This window comes from Leclercia sp. W17, from assembly GCF_003336325.1.
Classification (GTDB): Bacteria; Pseudomonadota; Gammaproteobacteria; order Enterobacterales; family Enterobacteriaceae; genus Enterobacter.
Genome location: NZ_CP031101.1, coordinates 1,842,920 through 1,859,063, shown reverse-complemented (window position 1 = coordinate 1,859,063; position 16,144 = coordinate 1,842,920). Strand labels below are relative to the sequence as shown.

Annotated in this window: 14 protein-coding genes and 1 pseudogene; all 15 read right to left on the bottom strand. The window is 59.1% G+C overall.

All coding sequences use genetic code 11. From position 1 onward, the window contains the following. Nucleotides 1-70: 70 nt before the first annotated feature. Nucleotides 71-583, bottom strand: a complete 513-nt coding sequence (locus DVA44_RS09110) for a DUF805 domain-containing protein (protein ID WP_114386391.1) — start codon at nt 581-583, stop codon at nt 71-73. A 42-nt stretch (nt 584-625) separates the two neighbouring features. Next, complete coding sequence (locus DVA44_RS09105; RefSeq protein ID WP_114386389.1) at nt 626-1,075, bottom strand: hypothetical protein; 450 nt, start codon at nt 1,073-1,075, stop codon at nt 626-628. A 197-nt stretch (nt 1,076-1,272) separates the two neighbouring features. Then, complete coding sequence (locus DVA44_RS09100) at nt 1,273-1,665, bottom strand: flagellar protein FlhE (protein WP_114386387.1); 393 nt, start codon at nt 1,663-1,665, stop codon at nt 1,273-1,275. Next, on the bottom strand, nt 1,665-3,743 hold the full coding sequence (flhA, locus tag DVA44_RS09095) for a flagellar biosynthesis protein FlhA (protein WP_114386385.1): 2,079 nt from the start codon (nt 3,741-3,743) through the stop codon (nt 1,665-1,667). The genes DVA44_RS09100 and flhA overlap by 1 nt, the downstream gene beginning before the upstream one ends. Beyond that, nucleotides 3,736-4,884: a flagellar biosynthesis protein FlhB gene (gene flhB / locus DVA44_RS09090; protein ID WP_103822515.1), complete on the bottom strand. Its 1,149-nt coding sequence runs from the start codon at nt 4,882-4,884 to the stop codon at nt 3,736-3,738. Before flhB ends, flhA begins: the two co-directional genes overlap by 8 nt. 273 nt (nt 4,885-5,157) lie before the next feature. Beyond that, a complete protein-coding gene (gene cheZ / locus DVA44_RS09085; protein WP_103822399.1) occupies nt 5,158-5,802 on the bottom strand; it encodes a protein phosphatase CheZ in 645 nt (214 codons plus the stop codon). Between the two features lie 10 nt (nt 5,803-5,812). Beyond that, the gene (gene cheY / locus DVA44_RS09080) at nt 5,813-6,202 is read right to left on the bottom strand and encodes a chemotaxis response regulator CheY (protein ID WP_032611971.1); all 390 of its coding nucleotides are present in this window, start codon (nt 6,200-6,202) and stop codon (nt 5,813-5,815) included. A gap of 16 nt (nt 6,203-6,218) precedes the next feature. After that, nucleotides 6,219-7,268, bottom strand: coding sequence for a chemotaxis response regulator protein-glutamate methylesterase (locus DVA44_RS09075; RefSeq protein ID WP_114314597.1), 1,050 nt, complete (start codon nt 7,266-7,268; stop codon nt 6,219-6,221). Then, nucleotides 7,265-8,131, bottom strand: a complete 867-nt coding sequence (gene cheR, locus DVA44_RS09070) for a protein-glutamate O-methyltransferase CheR (protein ID WP_114314596.1) — start codon at nt 8,129-8,131, stop codon at nt 7,265-7,267. The genes DVA44_RS09075 and cheR overlap by 4 nt, the downstream gene beginning before the upstream one ends. Nucleotides 8,132-8,150: 19 nt before the next feature. Then, nucleotides 8,151-9,752, bottom strand: coding sequence for a methyl-accepting chemotaxis protein IV (tap, locus tag DVA44_RS09065; protein ID WP_114386383.1), 1,602 nt, complete (start codon nt 9,750-9,752; stop codon nt 8,151-8,153). 44 nt (nt 9,753-9,796) lie between these two features. After that, nucleotides 9,797-11,452, bottom strand: a complete 1,656-nt coding sequence (gene tar / locus DVA44_RS09060) for a methyl-accepting chemotaxis protein II (protein ID WP_114386381.1) — start codon at nt 11,450-11,452, stop codon at nt 9,797-9,799. A gap of 83 nt (nt 11,453-11,535) precedes the next feature. Next, complete coding sequence (locus DVA44_RS09055; protein WP_114386379.1) at nt 11,536-12,489, bottom strand: spore coat U domain-containing protein; 954 nt, start codon at nt 12,487-12,489, stop codon at nt 11,536-11,538. Beyond that, a pseudogene (locus tag DVA44_RS09050) lies at nt 12,486-14,867 on the bottom strand (fimbria/pilus outer membrane usher protein). Before DVA44_RS09050 ends, DVA44_RS09055 begins: the two are co-directional and overlap by 4 nt. Beyond that, on the bottom strand, nt 14,843-15,598 hold the full coding sequence (locus tag DVA44_RS09045) for a molecular chaperone (RefSeq protein ID WP_114386377.1): 756 nt from the start codon (nt 15,596-15,598) through the stop codon (nt 14,843-14,845). The pseudogene DVA44_RS09050 and the gene DVA44_RS09045 overlap by 25 nt, the downstream one beginning before the upstream one ends. A 16-nt stretch (nt 15,599-15,614) precedes the next feature. Beyond that, a complete protein-coding gene (locus tag DVA44_RS09040; protein WP_371413864.1) occupies nt 15,615-16,118 on the bottom strand; it encodes a spore coat U domain-containing protein in 504 nt (167 codons plus the stop codon). Nucleotides 16,119-16,144 lie beyond the last annotated feature (26 nt).

The window sequence follows — 16,144 nt, the reverse complement described above, 5'->3', positions numbered from 1 at the left end:
CTTCAAAAGGAGGGGTCAGTTTTGCGAGCCAGTCATCAGAATGGCCTGATAACTGGCGAAAAAGCGATCACTAAACGGTCTGTTCAGACGGTTGTGTCGGTAAGCAGCAAAGCCAGAGAATAGAGATAGCCGCTAATACATTTAGCGTAATAGTGATGAACGCTGTCACCAGCTCTGCAGAGTGATTATCTACCGGGATAAGCATAACCTGATGAATACCCGTCAGAATGAGCGACAGGATCAGCAGAATGAAGAGTAGCGCCCCGCCAAACCACCACCCCGATTTTCCTGCATCGTGCATTCGGCGGATACCCAGCGAGACGACTGGTACGAGCAAGATTACCGGGGCAAGCGCCCTGAGCGGAAGCCAGACAAACCAGGCCCACACCAGTATCATTCCCCCGCGACCGGTACGATCGGCAATCAATGCTATGAGAAAGAAATAACTCAGTGCGGCAATAACGAGAACAATCGCTATATTAATGACGATAAATAACCAAAACTCTCTTCTTGTCGCTCGCCCCTTATAGACGAACGCCTTTTTCCAGCCGTCGAAATAACAATCCTTAATACTTTTATGCATACCTTCATCCTTTTAAAACACTATCCCTGAGTGATTAAGGCATTACTTATTTAATTTTCCTGAGATGATTACCGAACTGACCTTTAGCGCCTCTGAAACCAGCAATAAAAATAGCGCCACCGCGACGTTCCCCGGAGTAATCCATTTCATAATCCAGGGTAAAAAGGTAAGAGACGGCACAACCACCAGCAGGCGCAAGGGGGTCTGCGCAGCTACCAGGTAGCCGACCTTATTCCATGCGGTAAGGAGAAACAGGGCAGAAAAAATAATGGACAGGGTTGTTATCATTGACAAAACAAAGAGAATAAGGAGCCAGTAGCTGCCACCCTGTTCTGAATAAAGCGCGCTAAAATTGATAATATCATCAACGAAAGGGATACGCCCCTGGGTACTACTCTTCCAGACATAGGTTGCCAGATATAAAACATCCATAACCCCCCAAAACAGGCATACTTGCCGAAAGCTCAATTTCACACCTGCTCCCTTTTGCATTATTGCGTTCCATCATTGATATGTATATCACATTATCTCAGCGCGTAGAGTATATTCTCCGGTTATTGACTTCCAGAGATATTCTCTTAATGAAAAGAGCGAGGGAAAAATTAACAGGCAAGAACAGCAGGAAAAATAACGAAGCCTGCTGAACGACACCTCCATTCCGTTCGGACGAACGGAATGGAGTCAGAGGGTTAGCGGTAGTTCACAATCACTTCGTTACGCTGGACCTTCAGGGCCGGGATAAGGCGACCACCGCCGGGGACTTCCCAGATAAAGCGCAGCGGCTCAACGGCGGGCACGTTGTTGAACGCATGGGTCGTGCCGCTGGCCCCGTCCAGTTCGGTACAGCGCGTCTGGGAACAGAGCCGCACCCGCAGCCCGGCGGGGATCGGGCCGTTGAGCTCATAGCGCCAGGCCACCAGAGTCATCAGGCCCGATACCGGCTGCTGCGCCGACAGCGGGCGTGACGAAGCCGCCACGCCACGGTGGGTAAGGGTCAGGCCGATACTGCTGGCCTGCCATGCCCCCTCCCCTGCGGCCTGCGCCATCAGCGGCAGGGCCAGTAACCAGAGTAATTTACGCATTATTGGCCTCCGATGGTGGCGGTCATGCGGATATGGCGGTTGTCCGACAGCTCCATATTCGACAGCACGACCAGCTGCGACAGGCTGCGGCGCAGGAAGCGCGAGAGCAGCGGACGCAGGGCATGATTCACCAGCAGCACCGGCGGTGCTCCCAGCATCTCCTGACGCTGCAACGCCTCCTGGGTTTGCGCCAGCAGACGATCCGCCAGCCCCGGCTCCAGCCCGCCGCCGCCCTGGAGCGCCTGCAGCAGCAGACGCTCAAGCGGCGTGTCGAGTCCAATCACCTGCACTTCGCCGGTACCCGGGAACCACTGCTGAGTGATGGCGCGGCCTAACGCCACGCGCACCACCGCCGTCAGCTCGTGCGGATCGTTCTGCAGCGGTGCATGCTCGGCCAGGGTTTCCAGAATGGTACGCATATCGCGGATCGGCACCTTCTCGTCGAGCAAGTTCTGCAGCACCTTGTGCAGCGTGGTCAGGGTCAGGACACCCGGCACCAGATCTTCGGTGAGCTTCGGCATCTCCTGAGTGACGCGATCCAGCAGCTGCTGCGCCTCCTGGCGGCCGAACAGCTCTGCGGAGAACTGACCAATCAGGTGGTTAAGGTGAGTTGCCACGACGGTACTGGCTTCCACCACGGTATAGCCCTGGATCTGCGCCTGCTCTTTCAGGGCACTTTCGATCCAGATAGCGGCCAGGCCAAAGGCTGGGTCGATAGTTTGTTCACCCGGCAGCGTACCCGCCGCGGTGCCAGGGTTAATGGCCAGCCAGCGCCCCGGATAGGCGTCTCCGCTGCCGATCTCCACCCCTTTCATCAGAATGCGATAGCGCGCAGGAGGCAGATCCATGTTGTCGCGGATATGCACCACCGGCGGCAGGAAGCCCATGTCCTGGGCGAATTTTTTACGGATACTGCGGATACGTCCCAGCAGTTCGCCATCCTGCTGGAAATCGACCATCGGGATCAGGCGGTAGCCGACTTCCATCCCCAGCGAATCTTCCAGCTGGACGTCGTTCCAGGTGGCTTCCACTGCCTGGGTGTTTTCCGGCATTTTAACGGGTGCAGGTTCAGCCTTCGGTTTAGATTCACGCCCGCGCAGCCACCAGGCCAGCCCCAGCAGTGCGGCGGTGAACAGCAGGAAGACGAAGTTCGGCATGCCCGGCACCAGGCCCAACAGGCCAAGTACCGCGGCAGAGAGCATCAGCACGTTCGGGTTGTTGAACAGCTGGCCCACCATCTGCTCGCCGACATCCTGATCGGTGGCAACGCGGGTTACGATCACGCCGGCTGCGGTGGAGATCACCAGCGCCGGGATCTGGGCGACCAGACCGTCACCAATGGTCAGCAGCGTGTAGCTCTCTGCTGCCTGGCCCATGGCCATTCCATGTTGCAGCACGCCCACCAGCAGGCCGCCGATCACGTTGATGACCATGATCAGAATACCGGCGATGGCATCGCCGCGAACGAACTTACTCGCACCGTCCATCGAACCGTAGAAGTCAGCCTCCTGGGTCACTTCGGCACGGCGTTTTTTCGCTTCATCTTCGCCAATCAGACCGGCGTTCAGATCGGCGTCAATCGCCATCTGTTTACCCGGCATCCCGTCCAGGACGAAACGCGCGCCCACTTCTGCGATACGCCCCGCACCTTTGGTGATAACCATGAAATTGATGATCACGAGGATGATAAACACCACGATCCCGATGGCGAAGTTGCCACCGACCAGGAAGTGGCCAAAGGCCTCAACCACCTTACCTGCCGCCGCGCCGCCGGTATGCCCTTCCATCAGAATGATACGGGTGGAGGCCACGTTCAGCGCCAGACGCAGCAGCGTGGTGAAGAGCAGGATGGTCGGAAACGCGGCGAACTCCAGGGTGCGCTGGGTGAACATCGCCACCAGCAGCACCATAATGGAGAGCGCAATGTTGAATGTGAAAAGCAGGTCGAGGATGAATGCCGGCAGCGGCAACACCATCATCGACAGGATTAGCAGGATGAGGATCGGCCCGGCAAGGATCTGCCATTGAGTCGATTTCAGGTTGCCGGGGAGGCGCAACATTGCCACCAGATTAGCCATCAGAGTCCTTCTCGTTCATAAAATCCAGCGCGGCAGGCACCGGGAGATTCTCAGGTTTAACAGGCCGTTGACCACCGGCCAGACGCCAGCGTTTCAATTGCCATACCCACGCCAGCACTTCCGCGACTGCGGCATAGAGCTGGCCCGGGATCTGCTGTCCTATTTCCGCATGCCGGTAGAGCGCACGTGCCAGTGGCGGCGCTTCCAGCATCGGGATACGGTTTTCATTACCAATTTCACGGATGCGCAGCGCGATAAGCCCCGCCCCTTTCGCCACCACTTTAGGCGCGCTCATTTTGTCTTCGTCATATTGCAGCGCAACGGAGTAGTGGGTCGGGTTGGTGACAATCACATCCGCTCTCGGCACATCTTCCATCATTCTGCGACGGGCGGCAGCACGCTGCATCTGGCGGATACGCCCTTTAACGTGCGGGTCACCTTCCATCTGCTTATGTTCATCCCGGATATCCTGGCGGGACATGCGCAGTTTTTTAATGTGGCTGTAGATCTGGAAGAAGACGTCAAATCCAACCATCGGGATAATCGAGAGCACCACCAGCAGCGAACAGAGCCCCACCAGATTGAGCGCGTTGCGCATGGCGGTAAACGGCGACTCGCTGATCAGGCGCATCATCTCCGGCCAGTTATGCCAGATAAAAAATCCCGCCACGCTGCCCATCAGCGTCGCTTTCATCAACGCTTTCAGCAGTTCGGCGGCGGTCTGCGCGGAGAACATTCTCGCGATGCCGGGCAAGGGGTTCAGCTTGGAGAATTTGAACTGCAGCGATTTCCCGCTGAACACCAGCCCGCCCAGCATCACCGGCGATACGATAGCCACCAGCACCACGCCGGTGATTAACGGCAGCAGCGCGACCATCGCGCTTTTGATCAGCAGGATAATCTGGCTGAGGATCAGGTTAGGGTCGTTGACCATGCTGTGATCGAAGCGCAGCCCGGCCGAGAGCATACCAGCCAGTCTGCGGGCAAGGGACTCCCCGCCTATCCAGATAATGCACACGCCAACCAATAAAATCAGCAGCGAGGTGAGTTCTCGGGATCGGGGTATTTGCCCGTCCTCACGCGCTTTTTCAAGTCGGTGGGGTGTGGGGGCTTCTGTTTTGTCGTCGCTGTCTTCTGCCACGGCAAGCATCTCGCAGGTAGAGGTCTGGACGATATGATGCCAAAGCCGCGCCTGACCAATGCGTTAATTAGGAGCGTGAAAAGGGCTGATTTAGGGCTTTCGGTTGCGACAGGGAAAACCAGGGAAAAAAACGCCACCTTTACAGGTGGCGTTTTTGCCTGGGGGCGCTTCGCTTGCACAGGCCTACCAGGACCGCACAATATGATGATATTGCAGGTTTTGTAGGCCGGGTAAGCGCAGCGCCACCCGGCAATGCCAGCAAAACGCAGGTTATCAGAACCCTAAGCTGTCCAGCAGGTCGTCCACCTGATCCTGGCTTGCCACGACACCGGCTTTGGTGGTGTCGAGCTGGGGGCCATTCAGCAGGCTTTCATTTTCGCGTTGTGGACGTGCGGAAGGTTCCGGCATGTTCTCCAGCAGCACCATTAACAGCTGACGCTCAATCTCCTGGATCACGTCCATCATGCGCTTGATCACCTGACCGGTAAGGTCCTGGAAATCCTGCGCCATCATGATGTCCAGCAGCTGGGCGTTAGTGAAGCTGGTATGGTCCGGCACCGCTTTCAGGTAGTGACGAGTATCGGTCACCAGTTCGCGGGCGTCGGAGAGTTCGATCGGATTTTCGAACCAGTCGTCCCAGCGTTTGGTCAGCGCTTTTGCGCCCTTTTCCATCTCGTCCTGATGCGGCTGCGACGCTTCAACACTGTTCAGCGCACGCTCTGCCGCCTGGGCAGTCATCTGTACAACATAATCCAGACGGTCGCGGGCATCGGGAATCGCTTCCGCCGCTTCCGCAATCGCCTGATCCAGGCCCAGCTCACGCAGGCTGTCGCGCAGCATACGCGTCAGGCTGCCGATGCGGGCAATTATGTCGCCGGGTGAATGCTCATCCGTAGGTTTAATCGAAGGCTGCATCATCTCCCGTACCTCACATGCCGAGTTTCTCGAAGATCTTACCGAGTTTTTCTTCCAGGGTTGCCGCGGTGAATGGCTTCACCACATATCCGCTTGCGCCAGCCTGTGCCGCAGCAATGATGTTCTCTTTCTTCGCTTCAGCCGTCACCATCAACACAGGCATAGAGGCCATCGCAGCATTCGCACGAATGGTTTTCAGCAGTTCCAGACCATCCATGTTCGGCATGTTCCAGTCAGAAATAACAAAACCAAAGCCGCCGGCATTCAGTTTGTTCAGCGCATCAACGCCGTCTTCCGCTTCTTCTACGTTATTAAAACCCAGCTCTTTCAGCAGGTTGCGCACAATGCGACGCATGGTGGAAAAGTCATCCACAACCAAAAACTTGAGCTCTTTGTCCGCCATAAAACTACACTCCTCGTTAAATACGTATTGCCTGTCCGGCACTGATTTTCGCCAGCATCTGCTGACTAACCTGACTAAGATCGACCACTTCGCTGACGCCACCCATATTGATGGCCTCGCGCGGCATGCCGAACACCACACAACTTGCTTCATTCTGCGCGATGGTCCAGGCGCCAGCCTGGTGCATCGCCAGCATTCCGGCGGCGCCATCGTTGCCCATCCCCGTCAGGATCACCCCAACGGCGTTGCGCCCCGCGTGTTTCGCCACCGAATGAAACAGCACATCCACCGACGGACGGTGCCGGTTAACCGGCGGCCCGTCATGAATTTTGATTTGATAGTTAGCGCCGCTGCGCGCCAGCTCCATATGCTTGTCGCCCGGAGCGATATAGGCATGCCCCGGCAGAACGCGTTCGCCATCTTCCGCCTCTTTCACGCTGATCTGACACAGCTTGTTCAGACGCTCCGCAAACGAGCGGGTAAAGCCTGGCGGCATATGCTGAGTGATCAGAATACCGGGGCTTGAGAGCGGCAATGGCTGGAGTACATGACGAATTGCCTCTGTTCCGCCGGTAGAGGCGCCGATAACCAGCAGCTTTTCCGAGCTCAGCAGCGGACCAGCTTTCAGGGTGGTCGGGGCCGCCAGCGGCTTATGCGTGGCAACCCGCGCCCTGGCCGCGGTACGAATTTTTTCCGCGATCATCTCGCTGTACGCCAGCATCCCCTCGCGAATGCCGAGCTGCGGTTTGGTGACGAAATCCACCGCCCCCAACTCCAGCGCCCGCAGGGTGATTTCGGACCCTTTGCCGGTCAGCGAAGAGACCATCACCACCGGCATCGGCCGCAGACGCATTAACTTTTCGAGGAAGTCGATGCCGTCCATGCGCGGCATTTCGACATCCAGCGTCAGCACGTCAGGGTTATATTTTTTAATTAAATCCCGGGCTACCAACGGATCGGGGGCCGTCGCCACCATCTCCATGTCGCTGTGGCTGTTGATAATCTCAGTCATGATCTGGCGCATCAGCGCTGAATCATCAACTGACAAGACCCTGATTTTACTCATGCTTTATCCTTACTCAGCGCATATACCGTCTGGCCACGCAGGCTAAACTCGCGCACAAGATTGCTGAAGTTCTCCGAGTGCCCGGCAAACAGTAAACCGTCAGGTTTGAGCAACGGAACAAAGCGGCGCAGGATCTCCTGCTGCGTCGTTTTGTCGAAATAGATCATCACGTTACGACAGAAAATGGCGTCAAAGGGCCCCGCCACGTTGTACTGCTTCTCCAGCAGGTTGACCATGGAGAACTCCACCGCATTTGCCAGTTCGCTACGCACCCGCACCAGCCCTTCGTGCGGACCGGTGCCGCGCATGAAGTAGCGCTGAAGCTGCTGGGGTGACAGCGTTTTTAGCTCCTCCTGACGATAGATCCCGCTCTGCGCTTTTTGCAGCACCTCGGTATCTATATCGCTGGCGATCACCTTCCAGCGGCCCGGGGCGGTACCCAGCGTGTCGGCCAGGGTGATGGCGAGCGAGTAAGGCTCTTCCCCGGTCGACGCCGCCGCGCTCCAGACGCGATACTCACCGCTGCGGCGGCGGGCATGCTCCGCCAGCACCGGGAAGTGGTGTGCTTCCCGGAAAAAGGCGGTCAGGTTGGTGGTCAGGGAGTTAATAAACGCCTGCCATTCCGCGCTGTTTGGGTTGGCTTCCAGCATCCCCAGATAGCGACCAAAATCATCCAGTCCGAGCGTGCGCAGGCGACGCACAAGGCGGTTGTAGACCATGTCCCGCTTGTGATCGGCCAGCACAATCCCCGCGCGCTGGTAGATTAACTGACATATCCGACGGAAATGCGCATCGGACAGCGCAAGGCGCTGTGTCATCTGTAACAATAATGACGATTGCCCTGAGGGCAGTGGTGATGTCATAGCGCCTTCTTAATCACATTCAGGTTCCGACTGGTACGGTCTGCGACCGCCCGACTTCTGTTACTGCTTCAACACGTTCATTGACATTAAATACAGCCACCAGCGAGGTAAGGTGATCCGCCTGGCCCGCTAACTGATCGGTGGCTGCCGCGGCCTCTTCCACCAGCGCGGCGTTCTGCTGAGTCACCTGATCCATCTGACTTACCGCCTGCGCCACCTGCTCAATACCGCGGCGCTGTTCATCGGATGCGGAGGCGATTTCGCCCATAATGTCGTTAACCCGGGTGACCGAGCTGACGATCTCGGTCATGGTTTTCGCCGCCGTATCCACCAGCTCCGAACCCTGCTGAACGCGGGACACCGACTCTTCAATCAGCACCTTAATCTCTTTCGCCGCGTTGGCGCTGCGGCTCGCCAGGTTACGCACCTCGCCGGCCACCACCGCAAAGCCACGACCCTGCTCGCCCGCGCGGGCGGCTTCGACCGCGGCGTTCAGCGCCAGAATATTGGTCTGGAACGCGATGCCGTCGATCACGCTGATGATGTCGCCAATCTTTTGCGAACTGGCGGCGATCTCATTCATGGTGTTCGCCACGTGGGACGCCTGTTCGCCCCCCTTCTTCGCCGTCTGCGCCGCGCTCTTCGCCAGACCAGAAGCCTGACGGGCGTTGTCGGCGTTCTGCCCGACGGTGGCGGTCAACTGCTCCATGCTGGCGGCCGTTTGCGCCAGCGATGCCGCCTGCTGCTCGGTACGCGAAGAGAGATCGTTATTGCCCTCGGCAATTTCGGCGATCCCGGTGTGCATGGCGTAACTGCCCTGACGCACCTCGGATACCGTTTCACGCAGCGAGCCCTGCATCGCCTTCAGGCTGGCGAAAATGGCCGAAATTTCATTTTTGCCGTATACCGCCACCGGCCGCGCCAGATCGCCTTTGGCAATGCTGTCGAAATGGCTGCTGATAATCGCCAGCGGCTGGACAATCATCTTGCGCGACCAGAACAGCGCGGCGCTGGTCAGTACCACCGCCAGCACAATCATGGTGGCGAAAATCACGCCGGACATGTGGTAGCTGTTGCGGCTGTCATTCCCCGCGGCCTGCACAAAGTTGTTGATCTCCTGCTGCCAGGCGTCGGTGCTGGCGTCAAATGCCGCCTGCGATTCCTGCACCGGCGCGGTCAGAAAATCTGACAGCTGGTTGTTCTCAAGCCACGTCGCCTGATGCTCCAGATCGCCATACCACTGGCTGAACGCACCCTGCATCGCTTTTTTCAGCTCTGCGTCCTTCGCGCTAATCGCCGCCTGGCCGCTAAAGGTTTTGAACAGGCCATCAGCCTGCTTCAGGCTACCGCGCGCGGTCACCATCAGCGCCTTAATGTCATCGGGCGGATAGCTCAGGGCGGTTAAGGTGCCCGCTTTATTCAGCGCCGTGCTGGCCTGCAACAAGACTGCCCGACTCTGGGTAAGCAGCTCGCGCTGCTGATTACTGCCCTGCATCTCCTGTAAATTTTGATAACCATCGCGAAAAGCCCAAAATGACAAGCCATTACTGCCAACCTGCAACACCCCACAGAGAATCAAAATCAAAAACAGGGTGGTCGAGATACGAATACGATTTAACATCCACGCTCCCATTTAGCGGCCAGCAGCCGCGATTTAACGTACAATCAAAATGTTTCCCAGTTCTCATCTTTCCCAGTTGCCACTGCGCGTACATATGCCGGTGCGTTAACCGGCGAGGCCGGTTGCGGGCTGACGCGCGATGAAACCGTGCTTGCAGGTCCAGAGTTAAGACGAAACGCCGAGACGGCCATCTTCAGACGGCTCGCCTGCTCTTCCAGTTGCGCCGCAGCGGCTGCGGACTCCTGAACCAGCGAGGCGTTTTGTTGTGTGACGCGATCCATTTCCGATACCGCCAGAGCGACCTGGTCGATACTACGGCTCTGCTCATCGGAAGCGGAGGCGATTTCCCCCATAATGTCCGTGACGCGGGTAACGGCATTCACGATGTCATTCATGGTTTCGCCCGCGCTCTCCACCAGCACCGAGCCGGTGTCGACGCGTGCGACAGAGTCTTCAATCAGGGCTTTAATCTCTTTGGCCGCGTTGGCGCTGCGGCTGGCGAGGTTACGCACTTCACCGGCGACCACCGCAAAGCCACGCCCCTGCTCACCGGCACGCGCCGCTTCCACCGCGGCGTTCAGCGCCAGGATATTGGTCTGGAAGGCGATACCGTCGATGACGCTGATAATGTCGGCGATCTTCTTCGAGCTTCCGGCGATGTCGTGCATGGTTTTCACCACGCCATCCACCACCTTGCCGCCGCGCTGGGCGGTTTCCGAGGCGCTGTTCGCCAGCTGTGAGGCCTGGCGGGCGTTGTCGGCATTCTGCTTCACGGTGGCGGTGAGCTGCTCCATGCTTGCCGCGGTCTCTTCCAGCGCCGACGCCTGTTGCTCGGTGCGGGAGGAGAGGTCGTTGTTACCCAGCGCGATTTCGCTGGTGCCGGTGTAGATGGCCTCCGAGCCCTGACGCACGTTCGCCACCGTCTCGCTCAGGGAGCGCTGCATGTGGTCAACGCTGATGGCCAGCTGGGTGATTTCACTGCGCCCGGTGATAGTCAGGGAGTGGGTCAGATCGCCGCTGGCAATGTGACGGATATGGTCGATGACACGGTTTAACGGGTTAAGCAGGGTATGGCGAATGCCGTACCAGACCCCCACCAGCACGATCGCCAGGGCGAGCGCCAGGATCGCCATCTGCCATTTGGCGAAGGAGTAATCCTTCACGCTGGCATTAAACGCCGCCTGGTTACGCGCGTCGGATGCGGTAACGTAATCCCGCAGAGCGGTCCCCAGCGCGTTCTGTTTTGACTGGGTTGCCTGGGCGAAATAGGCCTCCATGTTGCCGTTATCAAGGAACTGGATCAGTTCAGTGAGCGCCGCAGCATAGTCCCGGTATGTCTCATTGATGGTCTGGCTCACCTGCTCCATCGACGGCTGTGGAGGGATGGCGCTGTAAGCCTTGAAGTGTTTATCCGCTTCCGCAAGCGTAGTGCGGGCGCTGTTCATCAGTTCCGTTTGCGGCTTAGCGGGATCGGTCACCATACGTGCGGAGGCGCGGCTCAGGTTGATGCGCGTTTGCAGCAGGTAATCCCAGGTGGAGGTGATTTCACTTTGTTGAACCCGGAATTCGTTCGAAACCGCAAAACTGTCCTGGTTGGCTTTAATGGAAGAGAAAAAGAGACTGCCGGAGACGAGCTGCAACAGAGCGAAAACAGCCAGCACCAACATCAGCATTGTCACAACGCGCATACGGTTCAACATACAACACCTTCTCATTGTTTTGTTCTCGGTGTTATCGGCACAACTGAGAGGAACTTTACATTTGCGAAAGGGAAAAGCGCGGTTCAGAACGCGACGTCTACCACGAGGGTATCGCTGTAGTTGCCGGCGGGGGGCGTGGTCTGGTTGGGGAGGATGCGGGCGGTGTAGTTATAGGTGCGCAGCAGGCCGTCGGTACTTACCTGGGATGAGGCTCCGCTCGACCAGCGCTCGGTGCCGCTGACGCCCCAGCGGTTGGCGGTGGCCTCTTTATAGATCTCATAGCTCATGCGGTTGTTACCGCTGGCCATGCGCCGGACATTATTCAGGGCGTTGAGGCCGTTATTGATGCCGATGGTATAGGCGCTGCCCTTGGTGCAGGTGACGGCGATGGACTGAGAGATGGTGGGGAAATTCTGTACCAGCGGCGCGCTGTTAAAGTTGATATTCGGGGTGGTCATGGCGCTGCAGTCATTGGTGACGTTCATATTGAGGGTGATGCTGGTCACCGCCGTACCGGTCTGGGGGGTCAGGCAGAGGCCCACGGCCCCTACCTGGCAGACGTTGTAATTAACGCTGAAGTTAAGCGTCACCTGATAGGGCCCGGCGCTGACGTTCTGCCCGGCAACGGTGCGGAAATAGAGCGGAATATTGTACTGCCTGGAACCCAGCAGCCCCAGCAGCGTGCTACCGCTCCAGGTATAGGAGCGGGCGATCTGCACTTCGCTGGTGCCGGTGCAGCCCGACGCACCGCACAGTCGGGTAGGAATAACATCGGTGATGGTGGCGTTATCGGTGCGTTTCAGGTTGGCGGCGCTGACGGTGGCGCCGGTGTAGTTGAGGGTGATGGAGTCGTTGGTCAACAGGTTAAGCACCGCATCGCAGCTTACCACCAGGGTGCCGGTGGTCTGCACCTCGTTGTTGCCGCTCAGGGCGAAGGAGGTCACGCTGCCAAAGCTGGCATTGACGGTACTGACGGTACAGGCCCCCCAGCCGGTACCGGAGACCAACAGCAGCAGTAACAGCAGCAGGCGCCTCATGGTGCCAGCCTGCAGGTCAGCGGACCGTATGTTTGCAGCTTATGGTCCGGATTAGGGGCAAGAGTCAGGGTCACATGGCAGTATTTGCCCTCCGGGGTGCGTACCTCCAGCGGGTTAACATCGTTCAGGTTCTCCAGCCAGGCGATGCCGTCATAGCCCACGGTGGCCGGGGCGCGGGAGGCGCGGCGCACCTGGCTGCCGAGCGGAATATCCTGGCCCTCGCCGTCGTGCAGGATCACGCTGGCGACCCGCTCCTCCTCCATCGGGAAGTCCACCAGATAGCCACTGTTGCGGCGCAGCGCCACCCGCCGCTCGGTCTCTTTTAGCCGGGTATCGGCGGGCAGGTTCAGGGTGTTGATGCTGTAGCTCGCCGGATAGTAGGCGGATACGCCGCTCACCAGCAGGTAGCCGTTTTGGTTGGTTTTCCCCACCGGCTGGTTTTCGTAGCTCACCGGCACGTCGGGCTTGCCGTCGGTGCTGATGACCACGAAGGCGTCGTTGATCTTATTGGCGGCAAAGAGTTCGCCGTCCATCAGCACCAACGAGCCCAGCGCCTCGCCCCACTAGGTCATCATGTCGCGCTCGCCGTAGGTGCCGCCCTGCACTTCAATATTGTTGTTACGCCAACCCAGCGAGGCCTGCTGGTAGCTGCGGGAGCGGGACTGGTTCGCCAGGGCCATGTTCCAGCTAAAGCCGCCGTCGGTGGGCATGGCGTGGTTGTAGTTGATGCGCTGGGTGCTGCCCGCGTCCGGAGTGTTTTCCAGGGTAACGGCGGCGCTGTCGCGTTCGCCGAGAGGTATTTGCAGCGACAGGGCGACCGTCCAGTCGCCCCGCTGCTGGTCCCGGCTGGCGGCAAGGTAGATACTGCTGCTGCGCCACAGGTTGCGGCTCCAGGAGAGGTTGAGCAGCTCGGTTTTATCACTGTCGAAACTCTCCACCCCAATCCAGGCGGCACCGATATTGCCATAATCGCCAAGATTAAGGCTCAGGGAGTACTGGTCCGTATTGCGGCTAAGGCTGGCGATGGGCTGGTTGAATTCGTCGTATACCGTCGGCTGGTCGTAGAGGGCCAGGTTGCCAAAGCCGCGATCCCGACGGCTGTGCTGGGTAGCAATGCTGAATTCGCTGGTGCTGTACTGGTAGCCCCAGTTCACCTGCCCGCCCTCTTCACCGCGCATCCGGCTGCGGGTATACGCCGTATTGACCACGCCGAAACGCCCCATTTTTACCACCGTGCCCAAACCGCCCAGCGCCAGCTCTTCGGCCCCTTCCCCATGTCCTTCGAGGGTCAGCCAGTCGGTCAGCCCGTAGCGGTAAGAGCCGCTCCCCGCCGCCGGGCCGTAATCAAAACTTTCAATACCGTAGTTGCGGCGCAGGCTGCCGAGGGACACCGCTCCGTCGCTCAGCCCCGCCTTCAGCAGTTCGCTGGTGACATAAAACGGCAGCGTGGTGCTCACCTGGCGACCCAGCGCATCGGTGGTGACCAGGACCGCATCTCCGGCGCCGTTGATATAGGGCAGATTGGTGAGGGTAAACGGTCCCGGCTGCAGGCGGGTGGATCCTGCGCGATAGCCGTTGACGAACAGGTCTACCGAGGTGGGCACCGCCGCCTCGCCGGAAAATTCCGGCAGCGGCCAGGTGACCAGATCCGGGCGGAGCGAAAAGTCGCGGCCATAGCTGATGCCCCCCATACGCACGCTGCTGCTCCAGCTGACGGCATCGCTGATGACATCCCCGGCAGTCCAGGTGGTGGCATTATCTTCATTGGTGACCAGCAGCGTGGTGTCGTAACGCACGTATCCCTCCTGCATGCCGCCGCCGGAGAGGTTTTTGCGCACAAAGCCGGTGGAGGATAGAGACCCCCGCTCGTCAAAATAGCGGAACTCATGCCAGAGCGAGGCCTGCCCGCCCGCATGATCGGTCTTGCTGGTATAGAAGTCATAGTTGAGTAGCGCCCCTCTGCCGTAGTGGGGCGTGCTCTGGGTCAGCTCGCCGCCAAAGGGGGTAACCCGGGCGGCGATCCACTCCCGGGGTACGCTCAACAGCAGGCGCTGCCCGGCGCTGTCATACTCGCTGCGCACATCGGCGAGGGTCGTCAGATTGACCTCCCCCGGCGGGACATTTTCCGGCGGCAGGCCTGCGCGCAGCAGGTCAGCGCTGGAGACCAGATAATCGCCATTGCGCCGGGTGACAGGCACCACCAGCCCGGTATCGTAGTGGTTGACGATCAGCGCCAGCTGAAAGACCGCTTCGTCGTTCAGGGACTGGGGCGCAGCCGGCGGCGGTAGTGCATCGTCGCCGGTGTTGGCCCAGCCTGCCGTGGAGACGCAAAGCAGGATCATCATCGTGGGTTTCAGTTGACGGGAGCCGACTGCCATTCGGTATCCCTGGCATTAATTTGCGCACTCATCTGGCCCGGCTGGGTGATGCCTGAGGGGAGAGGCCAGCTGCGTTCGCTGCCCGGCAAAACATACCCCAGCAGACCGTCCGCCATGCTCCTTTTCTGCCCGCCCTGGGTCAGGGAGACCTGACTGAGCCGAACATGCACATCACCCCGGTTACGTACCTGCAACGCGGGCTGGCCGTTTTCGCGGATAACCCGCCAGCTCAGGTTGCGCGGCTCGGCAAAGGCATGATGTTCCCCCTCTTTGATGGTTTCGATCCCCTGCCCGTAAACAAACAGCGGAATGGAGTAGCGCATCTGCAGCTTAAGGCCGATCTGCGGCGTGGTGTTGTCCTGAGGCTGGGGAATTTCGTCGACGATAATGCGGTAGGCCTGTTCAACCCCCAGCGGCACCCCGCCCTGCTTTATCAGGCGAATAAGCTGCTTGCTGCCTTTGGCAATAGTGACAATCGGCGGGCTGGCGACCACCTCCTGCTGGGCGGTGTAGCGCTCAAGGCCGCCCTCCTGGCGCCAGCGCACAATGCGCACCTGCATGGTGGTGGCGCTGTTGCCCTGGTTTTGCACCCACAGCTCGGTCGCTTTGGTATCGGCCGACAGCCAGGGATCGATGGGCCATAGCAGAATGGATGCCGCGCCCTGGGCGGCGTGCGCCGTTATCCCCAGCGCCACCATCAGCGCCAGCGGGCCGCTTGCAAATGCCTTCATGGTCGTTCTCCCTGTATCACCAGGACAAGGTCACGGTGAGTTGATCTGAATAGTTCCCGGCCGGGCTAAAGCCCGTCAGAAGCGCCACGCCAAACAGCGGCAGGGCGATGTTATTGCTATTGGTATAGGTTACGGGTATGGCCTGGTTAACGCCGATTTCGCTGTTTGCCCCCAGCGAACTGCTGCTGTAGAGCCGATAGGCAACCCGCTGGGTGCCACCGGCGCGCTGCATATTGCGCACCGAAGCGTAATTCTGCCCGCCGTCGATGCTCATGCTCAGCGCCACCCCCGGCGTGCAGGCGATACTTAGCGAACCATTAGGCACAAAGCTGGTGCTGACCTGGCCGCTCTGCACCCCGCTGTAGCTGCCAAAATTGAGCGCCCCCAGGACCCCGCCGGTGCCGGAGGTCACCGAGCAGCCGGGGGTTATGGTGGCATTCACCTGAAACGACTGGCTGGTCACCGCCCGGGCGCCTGTCGACGTCAATATCAGGGCGACCAGGCCAAAAACGGCGTGCAGCCTCCCCTCACTCCGCGGCAGGAGTG

Excerpts from the sequence above, each read along its gene's own strand:
- cheZ (WP_103822399.1), bottom strand. The coding sequence starts at position 5,802 with ATGATGCAGCCTTCGATTAAACCTACGGATGAGCATTCACCCGGCGAC.
- tap (WP_114386383.1), bottom strand. The coding sequence starts at position 9,752 with ATGTTAAATCGTATTCGTATCTCGACCACCCTGTTTTTGATTTTGATT.
- flhA (WP_114386385.1), bottom strand. The coding sequence starts at position 3,743 with ATGGCTAATCTGGTGGCAATGTTGCGCCTCCCCGGCAACCTGAAATCG.
- DVA44_RS09075 (WP_114314597.1), bottom strand. The coding sequence starts at position 7,268 with ATGAGTAAAATCAGGGTCTTGTCAGTTGATGATTCAGCGCTGATGCGC.
- DVA44_RS09110 (WP_114386391.1), bottom strand. The coding sequence starts at position 583 with ATGCATAAAAGTATTAAGGATTGTTATTTCGACGGCTGGAAAAAGGCG.
- DVA44_RS09100 (WP_114386387.1), bottom strand. The coding sequence starts at position 1,665 with ATGCGTAAATTACTCTGGTTACTGGCCCTGCCGCTGATGGCGCAGGCC.
- DVA44_RS09045 (WP_114386377.1), bottom strand. The coding sequence starts at position 15,598 with ATGAAGGCATTTGCAAGCGGCCCGCTGGCGCTGATGGTGGCGCTGGGG.
- DVA44_RS09105 (WP_114386389.1), bottom strand. The coding sequence starts at position 1,075 with ATGCAAAAGGGAGCAGGTGTGAAATTGAGCTTTCGGCAAGTATGCCTG.
- cheR (WP_114314596.1), bottom strand. The coding sequence starts at position 8,131 with ATGACATCACCACTGCCCTCAGGGCAATCGTCATTATTGTTACAGATG.
- tar (WP_114386381.1), bottom strand. The coding sequence starts at position 11,452 with ATGTTGAACCGTATGCGCGTTGTGACAATGCTGATGTTGGTGCTGGCT.
- DVA44_RS09055 (WP_114386379.1), bottom strand. The coding sequence starts at position 12,489 with ATGAGGCGCCTGCTGCTGTTACTGCTGCTGTTGGTCTCCGGTACCGGC.
- cheY (WP_032611971.1), bottom strand. The coding sequence starts at position 6,202 with ATGGCGGACAAAGAGCTCAAGTTTTTGGTTGTGGATGACTTTTCCACC.